This window comes from Humisphaera borealis (genome assembly GCF_015169395.1).
In the GTDB taxonomy this organism is placed as follows: domain Bacteria; phylum Planctomycetota; class Phycisphaerae; order Tepidisphaerales; family Tepidisphaeraceae; genus Humisphaera; species Humisphaera borealis.
This window is the reverse complement of the sequence record NZ_CP063458.1, coordinates 2,087,059-2,101,091: the sequence shown is the minus strand read 5'-3', so window position 1 is coordinate 2,101,091 and position 14,033 is coordinate 2,087,059. Positions and strand designations below refer to the sequence as shown.

11 protein-coding genes are annotated in these 14,033 nt (G+C 62.4%); 8 read left to right on the top strand and 3 right to left on the bottom strand.

Annotated elements, in window-relative coordinates:
• Nucleotides 1-102 precede the first annotated feature (102 nt).
• Nucleotides 103-2,001, top strand: a complete 1,899-nt coding sequence (locus tag IPV69_RS07860) for an AAA family ATPase (protein WP_206294459.1) — start codon at nt 103-105, stop codon at nt 1,999-2,001.
• Nucleotides 1,979-2,479, top strand: coding sequence for a hypothetical protein (locus tag IPV69_RS07855; protein ID WP_206294458.1), 501 nt, complete (start codon nt 1,979-1,981; stop codon nt 2,477-2,479). Before IPV69_RS07860 ends, IPV69_RS07855 begins: the two co-directional genes overlap by 23 nt.
• 7 nt (nt 2,480-2,486) lie before the next feature.
• On the opposite strand, the gene IPV69_RS07850 is transcribed toward IPV69_RS07855, so the two are convergent.
• Entirely contained in the window at nt 2,487-3,116 is a 630-nt protein-coding gene (locus IPV69_RS07850) for a nucleoside deaminase (protein ID WP_206294457.1), read from the bottom strand.
• A 165-nt stretch (nt 3,117-3,281) separates the two neighbouring features.
• On the opposite strand from IPV69_RS07850, the gene IPV69_RS07845 reads away from it, so the two are divergent.
• From IPV69_RS07845 to IPV69_RS07830, 4 genes are all read left to right on the top strand, one after another.
• Complete coding sequence (locus IPV69_RS07845; RefSeq protein ID WP_206294456.1) at nt 3,282-4,631, top strand: hypothetical protein; 1,350 nt, start codon at nt 3,282-3,284, stop codon at nt 4,629-4,631.
• 186 nt (nt 4,632-4,817) lie between these two features.
• Nucleotides 4,818-5,585, top strand: coding sequence for a hypothetical protein (locus tag IPV69_RS07840; protein ID WP_206294455.1), 768 nt, complete (start codon nt 4,818-4,820; stop codon nt 5,583-5,585).
• A 168-nt stretch (nt 5,586-5,753) separates the two neighbouring features.
• Nucleotides 5,754-6,128, top strand: coding sequence for a Rieske 2Fe-2S domain-containing protein (locus IPV69_RS07835; RefSeq protein WP_206294453.1), 375 nt, complete (start codon nt 5,754-5,756; stop codon nt 6,126-6,128).
• Nucleotides 6,129-6,165: 37 nt separating this feature from the next.
• Nucleotides 6,166-7,974 carry a PKD domain-containing protein gene (locus tag IPV69_RS07830; protein ID WP_206294452.1) on the top strand — a complete coding sequence of 603 codons (1,809 nt, stop codon included), beginning with the start codon at nt 6,166-6,168 and terminating at the stop codon, nt 7,972-7,974.
• A 75-nt stretch (nt 7,975-8,049) separates the two neighbouring features.
• On the opposite strand, the gene IPV69_RS07825 is transcribed toward IPV69_RS07830, so the two are convergent.
• Nucleotides 8,050-9,075, bottom strand: coding sequence for a transglutaminase family protein (locus IPV69_RS07825; protein ID WP_206294451.1), 1,026 nt, complete (start codon nt 9,073-9,075; stop codon nt 8,050-8,052).
• A gap of 657 nt (nt 9,076-9,732) precedes the next feature.
• Between IPV69_RS07825 and IPV69_RS27515 the strand changes: the two genes are divergently transcribed.
• Entirely contained in the window at nt 9,733-9,861 is a 129-nt protein-coding gene (locus tag IPV69_RS27515) for a hypothetical protein (RefSeq protein WP_261361996.1), read from the top strand.
• A gap of 397 nt (nt 9,862-10,258) precedes the next feature.
• On the opposite strand, the gene IPV69_RS07820 is transcribed toward IPV69_RS27515, so the two are convergent.
• Nucleotides 10,259-11,146 (bottom strand): MqnA/MqnD/SBP family protein, encoded by an 888-nt coding sequence (locus IPV69_RS07820; protein ID WP_206294450.1) that lies wholly within the window; start codon nt 11,144-11,146, stop codon nt 10,259-10,261.
• Nucleotides 11,147-11,951: 805 nt separating this feature from the next.
• Between IPV69_RS07820 and IPV69_RS07815 the strand changes: the two genes are divergently transcribed.
• Nucleotides 11,952-14,030 (top strand): PrkA family serine protein kinase, encoded by a 2,079-nt coding sequence (locus IPV69_RS07815; protein ID WP_206294449.1) that lies wholly within the window; start codon nt 11,952-11,954, stop codon nt 14,028-14,030.
• Nucleotides 14,031-14,033 lie beyond the last annotated feature (3 nt).

Genomic DNA, 14,033 nt, shown 5'->3' with positions numbered 1-14,033 from the left:
TGGAACATTTCAGTTCCGCTTTGCCGGCACTGACGCTATGTTCCGCGAGGTTGGGACGTTTCAGGGGGCACTAGAACTGACACCGGGCCGAGGGGATTTGGCATGGACTGGCTTCAGAACATTCCCGAGTTCGTCAAGATGTCGTGGCCGGAGATTTCCAAGGTCATGATCGGCGTCTTCATGGCGGCGTTTCTCGCCTACGGGTGGGTGCGCGCCATCCGCGAGAAGGAACGCGTGATCCGGGAGGACCGGGACCGGCTGCAAAGGGAAATCGAGAAGTACGAGGCCAGCCTCCGCGAACAACGCCAGACGACCGACCGGCTGCTCAAAGAGCAGAAGGCCGACCTGGAAGATCGTGGTTTCAAGCACGTCCAGGAGGAACGGCGCGTCGCCGATGAGCGCGTGCTGGCCGAGCGGGAAGTCGGCCGGAGCCAGTTCGAGCAGTTTCAGCGCAGCGTGGAACGCGAGATGGAGCTGATGCGGCAGTCCGCCGAGCGGGAGGCGCAGCAGCTTCGATCGCAGGCCGAGACCACGCAGAAACAGATGCGCGAGCACGCCGAGCAGAAGGAACAGCAGTTGGTGCGGCAGGGCGAGTTGCGCGAGCAGCAACTGACGGCGCAGTTTCGCCAGGCGGAGCTGCAGTGGCAGGAACAGTCGCAGCGCCGCGAACAGCAACTGAAGGAGGAAGCCGAGTCGCGCCAGCAGCGGATGAAGCAGGACGCCGAATCGCGCGAGCAGCAGATGTCCGAGGCGATGACGCGGGAAGTCGAGCAGATTCGCCGCAGCGCCAGGTCGGAAGTCGAAGCCGTACGGGAAGATGCCTCGCGGCAGCTGCAGAAGGCGACCGCCGACGCCAACCAGGCGGTCGAGCAGGCCAAGTCGTCGTTTGCGATCAGGCTGTCGGAGACGATCCAGCGTCACGCCGCCGAGACCGACCGCATGCAGTCGGCGCTTGCCGATCAGGCGCGTAGACTCGAAGAGACATCAAGCCGCCTGCAGGCCGCCGAGGAAGCCGCCGAGGAATCGAAGACGCGTCATCGGGACCGGCTGGGCAAGATTCATCGCATCTGGGACGTCGCCCCGCTGCGCGAACCGCCGCCGTTCGTGCCCGTGACCGAGCGAAAGACGCGGTTCATCTCCGTCGCCAATCTGAAGGGCGGAGTGGGCAAGACGACCGTCGCCGGCAATGCGGGGATTGCGCTGGCATGCCGGGGGCATCGGGTTCTACTGGTCGATCTCGACTTCCAGGGTTCGCTGACGCAGGTGGCGCTGGAGCGGCGGACGCTCAGTGCCGTCGTCAAGCGACAGGAAACCGCACGTGCCCTGTTCGATCCTCATGAGGAGCCGGCTTCCGAATGGCTCGACCGGATCATTCATCCGGTGGAATGCCTTCCGGCCGACGCGCAAGGCAAGTGTGACATCATCGGCGCCTGGAACGACCTGGCGGATGTCGAGCTTCGCGAGCTGTCGCGGTGGCTTCTGGAACCGGAGATGGACATCCGCTTCCGGATCCGCGAGCTGTTCCATACCCCCGAGATCTGCGACCGCTACGACTACGTGATCTTCGACTGTCCCCCACGCCTGACGACCGCGGCGGTCAATGCGCTGGCCGCATCAGACGGGGTGATCATTCCGATCATGCTCGACTGGCAGTCGGCGGCGCCGATCCTCTACATGCTGCGGCGGATCAGGGATCTGCGGCCCGTGCTGCAAGGCGGGGGCGTGATCGGAATGGTTGCCAACCAGGTGCGGTACAACAACACCGGCAAACCGATTGCACAGATGCAGGGGATTTTCGACCAGGTGTGCAAGCGCCTCGACGCCGAGCAACTGACGGCCGCCGACGCGTTCCGGGTGATGATTGCGGCCGAGCCGCAGATCAGCGCGGAGGTGAACGCGTCGCGCATCGCCGCTGCCAAGCCGGCGCTGCGACCCATGTTCAGCGATCTGGTGGATTCGATTGAGAGGGTAACACGCCATGAAAGTCTCGCACTTGTCTGACCTGCTGGGCCACTTCGGCCGGGGGATCGAATCCGCCGGCGGCGGGGCGGTCGCAAAGGAACTCGACGTGCTGTCGACGGCGATGCGCCCGTTCGCCGATCGAACGGTCGCCGATTTCGTGAAGTTCCTCGGCCAATGCGAGGAGTATCAGCGGACCGGCGTAGCGAGCGGCAAAAAGCCGATGGCCGCAAAGACCCCCAAGGCCGCGGCCGACCCTGATCGGATTTCGCGTGTCGTTGCGGAGTTGAAGGCTCTTCTGGAAGAAGCCCGCAGGCAGGACGTCGCCGAGTCTCGCATCGACGCCGCGGTCGCCGGGCTGAGCGCCTTCAGCAAGGCCGACCTGGACAACATGGCCCGGCAGTTGGAGATTCAACCCAGGCCTAAAACCAAGCCCGATGCGATCAAGAAGATCCGCGACACGATCAACATGCAGGCGGAGATCTCGGCACGGGTGGAGTTGAGCAGCAAGGGGTATTGATCGTCGGTCAGGCGAGCCCGTTCGTCCGCGCTTCATCCCACTTTTTGTGGCCGGCCCAGTCGATGTAGTGCAGCATGGGCCGCTCTTTGACGTAACGGGCGTAGAGCGCGACCGCGTCGGGGTCTTCGAGGATCAGGACGTCCTGTGTGCCGCCGGCTCGGAGAATGGGTTCGGTCGTCGGGGCGTTGGTGATGTCGCCGATCACCACCTTTTCGAAGTTGCCGCGATAGTTGATCTGGGCACAGCAGACGGCGCAGGGCGTCAGCGTGGTGAACATGGTGCATCGGCGGAAGTCCACCGGGCCTTGTCCACGAAGTTTCGCGACCCGGCCGGCGTCCCGAAGGGCGGCGGTTTCGCCGTGGGTGGTGGAGTCGTTCTCTTGCCCGAGCGTGTTGTGTCCCTTGCCGATGATCCGCCGGCTGTGGCTGTCGATGATCACCCCGCCGATGGGGCAGCCGCCTTCGTCGAACGACTTGCGGGCCAGCAGCGTGCCGATCCGCATGAAGTCGCGGTCCGACAGTGACCGGTAGAACTCAGCCGACCCGACCTTGTCGAGGAACTCTGTCGGCATGTGCGCGAGGATGTTCAACACCGAGTCGTCGATGGTTGTTTTGTCGTTGAAGAAGGGATCGCTCATGATGACGCGATTATACGGAACGGCAGTGGCCGAGGCCCCCTTGCTCCCGGGGAGTCCGGGACAACTTGCTCCCGGATCGGCGCTGGTACAGTCCGGCAGAAAGGTCAGCGTATGACGACTCCACGCATTACGAGGCGAACAATTCTCGCGGTACCCCTGGTGTCGATGGCATCAGGCCTTCTCGCCGATACACCCGCCACCAAACCCGTCCGCAAAGCCGGCGGTCGGCATGTCGTCCCGCCGAAGATGTCGTTTATCGCCAACGACCGCATCAAGCTCGGCGTCGATCTGGCGCTGGGCGGGGCCATCACGCACCTTTCGCCGGCGGACGACGAGTCGAAGAACCTCATCAACAGCTACGACCTCGGCCGGCAGGTGCAGATGTCGTATTACGCCGGGCCGGTGCCTTACACCGTGGCGGGGCACCAGGGTCCGCCGGACGCTTGGAAGCACATCGGCTGGAACCCGATTCAGGTCGGCGACTGCTACGGCAACCCGGCGAAGATCATCGAGCATCGCAACGACGGCAAAACCCTCTACATCAAGTGCCTGCCCATGCAGTGGGCGCTGGACGACGTCCCCGGCGAATGCACCTTCGAATGCTGGATCGAACTGGAAGGCCCGGCGGTGCGGGTGCGCGGCCGGGTGAACATGTCCCGCGCCGACAAAACGCAGTGGCCGGCGCGAAACCAGGAACTGCCCGCCGTCTACACCAACGGCAAGTGGCACCGCCTGTTCACCTACGCCGGCGACAAGCCGTTCACCGACGGCGAACTGAAGTTCGTCGAGCACCCGTTTACCATGCAGAGCCCCTGGGCCCATTGGCACGCGACCGAGCGGTGGGCTGCGCTGGTGGATGATTCGAATTGGGGACTGGGCGTCTGGAGCCCCGAGACGACACGTTTCAGCGGCGGATTTTCCGGCAAGAAGGGGACCGGCGGTCCGAAAGATGCGCCGACAGGGTACATCGCGCCCATGCGACAGGAGGTCCTCGATCACAACGCCGTCCATGAGTACCGCTACGCGCTGGTGGTCGGCGACCTTAAGGCGATCCGGACCTGGGTCTACGCGCAGCCAACCCGCCCGACCCCGCCGGCCTGGACCTTTGACAAGGACCGCGCCGGCTGGACCTTTCACGACGCGTCCGATGCGGGTTGGCCGATCGCGGGGAAACTCGACCTTCGGCTCAACGGGCCGGACCCGCGCCTGATCTCTCCGCCGACCGCCTGGTCGGCCGATGATTCGGCCGATCTGGAAGTTGACGCCGCGTTCGGGGGCAAGATCAGGGCGTTGCAGGTGTACTGGGCGACGGCTGACGCCCCCAACTTCGGGGCCGATCGCCAGATGACTTTTCCCATCAAGGCCGGTGGCACACGAGCCACGCATCGATTTGCGTTGAAGCACGAGGCGTACCGCGGCCTGATCACGCAGTTACGGGTTGATACGGTGGGTGGGGAGAACGGGGATTCGTTCAGCGTTCATGCAATACGAATGATTCCGAAGACACCGAAGTAGGCCGCCACTAGGGCCGAGTGGGAGGGTCGAAGCATGAGAGAGCCGCTTGGCGAATCTCGTTGCGAATGCGTCTCAAGGGCATTGACTTTTGAATTGATATTGATGAGACTCGTTCTCAATCGATCGCACCGGCCACGTCGGCCGTCGCCGTCTTGTTGATCTCTGGACCTTGGAGCACCGCGTCCGATGAACCGACTTTCCTTCGCGGCGTTTGCCGCCGTTCTGGTTGTATCTTCTACCATCGCTCTGGCGGACCCCCGCCCGTTTACCTTCACCACCGACACCTACGCCATGGGGAAGGGGAACTTCGAGTACGAGCAGTGGGTGACCTGGCGGCATCACAAGGAGGACGATTCGGGGTACGACAAGGTTGAGTTCCGTCACGAGTTCGAGTTCGGACTTGCCGACAATTTCGATTTCGCCGTCTACCTGCCCAGCTGGAGCTACGAGGATTCCGAGGACCAGCAGGGGGCGAAGTTCGGCTCGATCGACGTCGAGGGCATCTACTACATCTCGAACCCGAGGACCGATTTCGTAGGTGTCGGCCTTTACGCCGAGGCCAAGATCGGGGACGAGTTCCTGGGCTTCGAGGGCAAGCTGCTCGTTCAGAAGGACATCGGCCAGTGGGTCTTTGCCTACAACCTCGTCCTGGAGACCAGCATCGACGGCGTCTTCAATTCGACGGTCGAGAATGAAGTCGAAGGGGAGATCAAGCACACGTTCGGCGTGTCCTACGCACTGACTCCGTCGCTGCTGGTCGGCGGCGAGGCGTTCATCGAGTCGGCTTACGCCGACTGGTCGGTCTACGAGAAGACCGCCGTTTACGCCGGGCCCGTGGTGAGCTGGCAGGGGCACGATCACTTCTGGGTCACCGTCACCGCACTGTTCCAGGTCAGCAGTGAAGCGGACGAGCCCGACTTCCGTCTGCGGATGATCGCCGGCTGGGTGTTCTGAGGTACACTTGCCCCAGGTTCGTCCATGTTGCATCCAACGCCCGCGACACCTTCGAGCGTCAACCCATCGCGACGACAGGCACTGCGTTCGGCGCTTGCCGGTTGCGCCGGGTGCTTACTGGCCGGGTGTGGCGGGCGAACGGGCGGCACGCAGGAACCGGCGGTCGGAGTGTCCGCCGACTTTGTCCCCGGTCCGGTGGACGCCGGCCCGATCGCCGACTTCACCCGCGACGGTATCTTCGATCGCTTCGCCATGCAGGGCTTCTTCGTTGTGCGGCGTGGAACGCTCATCTTCGCGATGTCTTCCGTGTGCACCCATCAGCCGGTCGTGCTGCACGCGGGCCAAAGCGATCTGGGCTGTCCGCGACACGGAAGCGTCTTTAGCGCCGACGGCATTGTTCTGAAGGCGCCGGCCCGGCGAGCGCTGCGGCGATACGCACTGCGGCTCGACGACCGCGCCCACCTGATCGTCGATACTTCCGTCGATTTCGACGAGGCCGGCTGGAAGCGCCCTGGCGCTTTCCTTACGACAACGCCTGTTTAATGCTGCGGCCGAAGCGGTCCGTCCGTACAATCCGGCAGTGAACCTGATACGCACCACACTGCTGCTCACCTGTTTCGGATGCCTGCTCGCGCCGGCGATTGCGATGGCGCAACCGGCCGCTGTGGCCGGCGGCACCGGCGATGGCCCGCCGATCGATCTCACTTGTGTGGGCGTTGCCGCGCCCGCGGTCGTCCATGTGCGGGCGGGTGCGTTCCCCGACGTCGGCGTGTCGCCACTGGATTCCCGCTTCGAATGGGATTTCGGCGACCCTGGCAGCCGTTACAACCAGCTTCCCGGCTGGAACGCCGCCCATGTGTACGACCGGCCGGGCACTTACACGATCACACTGACGGTGCGCCTGGCCGGCGGCCGGGAGTTGACGCGGTCCACTTGGGTTCGCATCGCGCCCGACGCACGCAAGAAGATCTACGTGTCGGGGGACGGCAATGACCGTCTCGACGGCACATCCGCCGGGCGGGCCGTTCGGACGGCGGGCCGGGCGCTCCAACTGGCCGGCGGTGGTGACGTGTGGGTCTTGTTCCGCAAAGGCGACACCTTCGATATCGGCGCGACGATCGCCATCAATGGCAGCGGCATTCGGCTCGGCAACTACGCCCGTTCCGGTGGCGCGGGTGGCGAGGACCTGTTCAAGGACGGCGTTCCCCTCAAGCCGCCGCCGGGTGTCGCTGCCACGACCGCTCCGCCCAAGCGCGACGCGCTGCCAGTGCTCAAGAAGGTCCCAGGAGGAACCAAGGACGACTCGATGTTCCTGCTACGCGGCCCGCAGGACGTGCTGGTCGAGGGCATCGAGTTCGACAGCGCGTGGGATCTCAAGAGTGAGTTCGGTTCGAAAAAGGTGCCCGCTCGGGCGTTCACCGTCGGTGGGACGAACATCGGATTCCGATGGTGCTCCTTCCGCAACCTGACCGACGCAATCAACACCGAGCTTCGCCCCACGGGCGTGCTGGTCGAAGAGTGCACGTTCTCCGACGAGATCCGCGGCTACTGCATCTACGCCAATGGCGCGAGCCATGCCTACATCGGAAACGTGATGCGCCAGAGCCGCCAGGAGCATCTGATTCGCGCCAGCGAGCCGGGTGTCACGCACGTTCTGGTGGCGTACAACGATCTTCGACGCCAGGGGCAGGCCAAGGGAAGCATCGAGTTCCGGGACGCCGACTGGTTCTACGTCGCCTCTAACTATCTCCACAGCGGTACGCTGCGGGTCGGGCCGCAGGAGCAGGATAAGGCGACCGTCCCCGACTGGCAGAAGATCAAGTGCGAATGGGGCGTGGTGCAGGACAACCGACTGGACGACCTGTTCTTCAACGTCCGCCTCGGCACCTACCACGTGATGTTTCGAAACAACGTGATTCGCATGCGCGACGAAGACTGGGCGATCATCATTGCCTGTGACAAGCCCGGGTACGACGACGTTCGCAAGGCCGCCGATATTCGCATCGCCCACAACACCGTCATCAATGAGGGAACCAAGGGAATGTTCCTGTTCGTGCAGGGCACGCCGGTCGATCTGGTGGTGCAGCAGAACGTCTACGTCGCGCCGAATGTGAAGCCCGGCGGATCGAACGCGGGCATCTTCACGACCAGGTCGCTCGACGGATTCACCACGATCGACGGGAACGTCTTTCCGGCCGGCCCCGGCGGGATGCACCGCCTGAACAGCCAGCAGGCGGACCGAAATGCCTGGCAGAAAGATCCGAAGGTCAAAGGGGAACGGTACGGATTGGTGCCGTTCGACGCCGACGACAACGTGCCCCTGATGACCAACGCCGGTGCCAAAGTCGGCAGCGATAAGCGGGAGCGGAAACAAGCGACCACGCCATGATTGGCGCCCAAGCCGCATGCCGAACCGACGACGCCGGCACGAGCGTCTTGACCACTTACGACCGATGACCGGGCCTCACGACACTTCGGCCAGCACCGGCGCGATGACTGGCGGCGGCCCCGATGCCACGTCTACCGGCGCGGGTGCCGGACTGGCGACTTCCGGTATCGCCGCCGGGAGCGGCATCGGCGGTGCCGGTGCCGGGTGTACGTTGGCACCCGCCGGCGCCACCTCCCGAACTTCCACGTCTACTGCCATCACCTCGGCCGCGGGGGAGTAGAGCGTACCTTCCGTCGGCGCGGTGTCGCGGTAGTGTCGTCCGTAGGCGATCCGAACATGGTCCAGGTGTGGGAGGGTGCCGTTGGTCGGGTCGAACCCTTTCCAGCCGACGTTGGGGATGTAGAGCTGAACCCACGCGTGCGAAGCGTCTGCACCGATACGATTTTCGCCGGCATTTCCGGTGTGGATGTATCCGCAGACGTACCGCGCCGGAATGCCCAGCAATCGGGCCATCATGATGAACAGGTTGGAGAGGTCCTGGCACACGCCGGCCTTGTTCAGGAAGACGTCGAATGCCGACGTCTCCAGGCTCGTACTCCCCGGGGAATACTTGTAGTCGCGATGAAGTGACAGGTTGATCGCAAAAAGAGTTTCCATCAGGTCGCGGTTGTTCCGCTCGACGAACGTCATCGCGTAGTCGTAGATCTCCTTCAGTTGCGTATCGGGGAGTTCGTCCGGCAGCAGGTACGGACTGAGCATCAGTCGCTCGGCGGGCATCCAGACCAGCGGGAAGGACGGCCGAATCGGTACCGAAGCGAAGGCGAACGGATCGATGTCTTCGACGTCGACCAGCGATTCCGCGGTGACCGTCAACTCGGTATACGGCGACGTCAGCTCGAACCGTGCCGCCCTGTTGCCGAAGACGTCCTCGTACTCGATCACCTGCGCGGGTTCCGAGATCGTCAGTGTGTGTTCCATCAGCGTCTGGCGCATGTCCGTCAGCGGACGGATATGCAGCCGATGCACGCTCCTGGCTACGGGACGATCGTAGGTGTAGCGCGTGGTGTGGCGTATGCGAAGTCGGCGGGATTGGCGGGGCATTGGGGTAGTTTACGCATCTGGCGAAGCTATGGTGCTGAAATCGGGTTCATCCGAACCCGGCCGGCGACCGCCCTCGTCCGGATTGGAGGTAACAGCAATCCGAACACGCGGGTCGCGCCTCAAATCCAAGGCGATCGTCTTCACCTCAGGTTTCCTGGCCGCGATGAACAACCAGGGCCATGGCATCGTATTGCTGCGACGTCCGGTAATTCTGCCTGCTGCATCATCCGCCTGATCTGAGCCGATGCTTCTTTCGGCCGGAGACGGTGTCAGAGGTATAATGAGGACGAGGTGATTCACTTCCCTATGCGTAGCTTTCGACACAGGTTTGTTGGCGTCGTTGTGCTCGGACTTGGTGGCTCTGTGGTGGTGGGCTGTGCGTCCGCTTCCCGTGAAGGAACGGCTTACATCCCGCCCGCCGAACAGATCCGTCCACAGGCGGCGGCTGTCTCTGAAGCTCGATTCGTCGAGCGTCCGGAGACCGCGTCATCCCCGACCAGGGGCAATCTCGTTGCTGATGGTTCGACCGTCGGTATGACGGCGGGCAACACGCTCGCCGCGCCTCGGTTCAACACTCGAAGTTATCTCGGGTCAGCCGAACCTGCTCTGAGTCCCCATGAGGTCCTGGATTGGACTCAGGCCGGTGCCCGAGACGACGTGATCATCGATCGCATCGAGCGGAGCGATACCGTCTTCCGCCTGACGGCCGGGGACGAGATGGAGCTTCGACAGAAGGGCGTGAGCGAAGACGTCATCTGCGCGATGAAAGAAACGGCGCGGCGTTAAGCCGAAAGATGGGAGCGCAGGCCCAACGGGCCGTCGTTCTATAGCCCAGGGCAACGCCCTGGGACGCTGGCCCCAACGCGCTCAAGGCCTGAAGGGCCGCGATACGCCGTTCGATATCCCGGCCTTTCAGGCCTTCGCCATTTGGGCCGACCCAACCCAGGGCGTTGCCCTGGGCTATGGGATCTCAGCCCTTCGGGCCTTTTGGCGCCGACGTAGCTCTTCGTCATCTCGGTGAGAGGCTGGCGTCCTCATGATGAACGCCTTGGTGGATCATTCGGATTAAGCCGGTCGTCGCAGTTCGAAAATGACAAGAGACGCGTGATACGCAGGGTTCGCCTGCGGGTCACGCGTCTCTGGTTGTTTACTGTACTGGACAAAAAACCCGCGATGGCTCTCGCTATCGGGCCATTACGTATTCCACCTCGCCACAGTCCGGAACCAGACCGGCCTTGGCTCCCTCTTTCAGCAGCAGCGAGATCGCTTCACGACCCTTCGGGCCGTAGTCAACGGTCCAGTGGTTCACGTACATCCCCACGAACTTGTCGGCGAGCTGGCTGTCGAGGTCGCGGCCGAACTGAAGCGAATACTCCACCGCCGGTGCACGGTGGTCGAGGCTGTACTGGATCGACTCCTTGAGAACGTCGGTCACTTCCTGCATCGCCTCGGCCCCCAGGTCCTTGCGAATGCAGTTGCCACCCAGCGGCAGCGGCAGTCCTGTCTTCTGCTTCCACCAGACGCCGAGATCGACGACCAGGTGAAGCCCCATGTTCTGAAACGTGAGCTGACCTTCGTGAATGATCAAGCCGGCATCGGCATGACCCGCCTGGACGTGCTGCAGAATCTGATCGAAAGGGACTACATGGAATTCGAAGGCGTCACGGGCCTTGCCCAGGCAAAGCTGCAGCGCCAGGAACGCCGTCGTCAGTTCGCCGGGGATGGCAATCGTCTTGCCGCGAAGCTGTTCGATGGTCGTCGGCTCGCGCGTGACCACCATCGGTCCGTACCCGTCTCCCATGCTCGCCCCGCAGCTCGTCAGGGCATACTTGTCGGCAACATACGGATAGGCATGGATGGAGATCGCGGTGATCTCGAGTTCGCCCTTTCGTGCCCGCTGATTAAGCGTCTGAATGTCCTGGAGCACGTGTTCGAACCGCCACCGACCGGTCTGAATCAGCGGCGGATTCTGCGCCAGAGCGTAGAACATGAAGGCATCATCCGGATCGGGCGAATGGCCCAGGCGGAGGAGGGTGGTGTCGGCTGCGGTCTCGAGTGTGGCGGCGGGCATCGTGTGGGCGTTCTCCTGTTAAATCAGCAGGCGAAGTATAGGGGCTTGACCGATCACGCGGAAGGACGCCGGCGGCGGGACTGGCGCAAGAATTGAAACTCCCGCCGCGGTGACTCGTGAAAGGTATCACGAACCTTTGTGCCCCATTCGACGTGCTACTGGCAGCGGATTTGCCCGACGATGGTGTGTCGCCTGTGCGTCAACCGGATTCAATTGGATTGAGGGCCTCGACAGAGATACAGTCAGACCGGGGAGGTACGAGGGCATGGCGGCTCCGCGTGTCGCGTGAGTCGGCTCAAGAGGACCGCGATCGGCGATTGGCACGGACGTAGCGGCGATCGGCAGGGCGAATCGCGCGGCTCGACCGAAACTCTTTTTGACAAGTTGGCACGTTGTTTGATTCGCGAATGGCGCGAAAGTCGGTCGATGCGACAGCAGCCGACCGATTTGGAGCCTCGCGCTTTCGTCGTGGCTCCGCTCAACCGTTTTCGGTACCGCCTGCGTGTCATCAGGTGCCAGAGATGGAAATCGCCGTCGCTGCCGGAACAACGGGCTTTGTGCTTGTGTGTCAGTTGAAGTGAGGCGCGAAGCGGCAATCGGGCGCTGCCAATTGTTTCGGCGGTCATTGTGGTGCGGGCCTTCAGCCTGCTCTTCCGCTGATCGCGCACTGGCAATCCGTGCGATCAGGAAAACGTTGGCGATGCCGGTGGCGGGGGTATAATTCGGTGATTGTCAGGAAGCGCCAGTCTGAAGGATGGATCGCCCGGCGTCGTTCTGACGAAGTACGTTTTACGGAGCTGACAAAATGCCTTCAACCAAGAGCAACTCGCTGGTCGGCCTGATCGAGAAACGACTGGACGTTTCGAACTTCCGTGAACAGCACTGGGAGGGAACGTTCTGGGAATACCTCGAGATCGTTACTGAAAACCCGTCGGTCGCACGCAACGCGTTTCAGCGTGTGTTCGACATGATCACGTCGTACGGGCAGGAGACTTTCACGCTCTTCAAGCAGGAGATGACCCGGTACACATTCTTCGCCGACCCGATCGACAAAGGCGCCGACGGCATCTTCGGCTTGGAACGGCCGCTGATTCAACTCGTCGATTTCTTTAAGTCGGCCGCGCAGGGCTACGGCACCGAGAAGCGCATCCTGCTGTTGCACGGCCCGGTCGGCTCATCAAAGAGCACGATCGCCCGGCTGCTGAAGAAGGGACTGGAATCGTACAGCCGGACCGACCCGGGCAAGCTCTTTACCTATTCCTGGCGGTTGCCCAAGCAGATGACCGGCGGCGATGAAGGCGAGGTCTTCGAACCCTGCCCGATGCACGAAGAGCCGCTGCTGCTGATTCCATTCGAAGCACGCAAGGATGTACTCGATGCACTCAACGAAAAGCTGCCGCAGGGCAAGCGCATCAAGCTTTACGGCGACGTCTGCCCGTTCTGCCGCAAGGTCCAGGCCGACCTGATGGACATGTACGACGGCGACTGGAAGAAGGTGATGGAGCACGTGAAGGTCAAACGGCTGATCCTGAGCGAGAAGGATCGCCGGGGCATCGGCACGTTCCAGCCGAAGGACGAAAAGAACCAGGATAGCACCGAGCTGACCGGCGACATCAACTACCGCAAGATCGCCGAGTATGGGTCGGATTCCGATCCCCGCGCGTTCAATTTTGACGGCGAACTGAACGTCGCCAACCGCGGCATTGTCGAGTTTATCGAAGTGCTGAAGCTCGACGTGGCGTTCCTGTACGACCTGCTGGGCGCGAGCCAGGAACACCTGATCAAGCCCAAGAAGTTCGCACAGACGTACATCGACGAGGTCATTCTCGGCCACACCAACGAGCCGGAATACAAGAAGCTGCAGGGCAACGAGATGATGGAGGCGTTCCGCGACCGCACCATCAAGATCGACGTGCCTTACAACATTCGGCTGGACGACGAGATCAAGATCTACCTGAAAGACTTCGGCCCCGAGCGCATCAAAGGCGTTCACATTGCCCCGCATACGATCGAGGTGGCGGCGATGTGGGCCGTCCTCACCCGCCTGGCCGAACCGAAGAAAGCCGGCATCAGCAAGCTGCAGAAGCTCAAGCTGTACAACGGCAAGAGCATTCCCGGCTTTACCGAAGACAGCATTAAGGAGCTGAAGGAAGAAGCCCCGCGCGAAGGCATGCAGGGCATCAGCCCGCGGTACATCCAGGACAAAATCAGCAACGCGCTGGTCAGCCATCAGGCCGTTCTGGAGAAGGCGATCAACCCGTTCATGGTGATGAACGAACTGGAAGGCGGCCTGAGCCATCACAGCCTGATCACCGACGAAGAGCTGAAGAAGGAATACAAGGAGTTGCTGGCGGTCGTTCGCGAGGAGTACGAAGACATCCTCAAGGGCGAGGTTCAGCGGGCGATCAGTTCCGACGAAGACGCCGTCAAACGGCTGGCCGCGAACTACATCGAGAACGTTCGTGCGTACACGCAGCACGAGCGGGTGCGGAACAAGTTCACCGGCCGGGAAGAGGAGCCGGACGATCGGCTCATGCGGTCGATCGAGGAGAAGATCGATATTCCCGAGAGCCGAAAGGACGACTTCCGGCAGGAGATCATGAACTACATCGGCGCGCTTGCGCTGGACGGCAAGAAGTTCGAATACAACACCAACGCCCGGCTGCTCAAGGCGCTGGAACTGAAGCTATTCGAAGACCAGCGCGACACGATCAAGCTGAAGAACCTGGTCAGCACGGTGGTCGACGACGAGACGCAGCAGAAGATCGACGTGGTCAAGCAACGGCTGATCAAGTACTTCGGTTATAACGAAACCAGCGCGACCGACGTGCTGAACTACGTGGCGTCGATCTTCGCGCGTGGCGATACGAAGCAGGATGATTGAGCT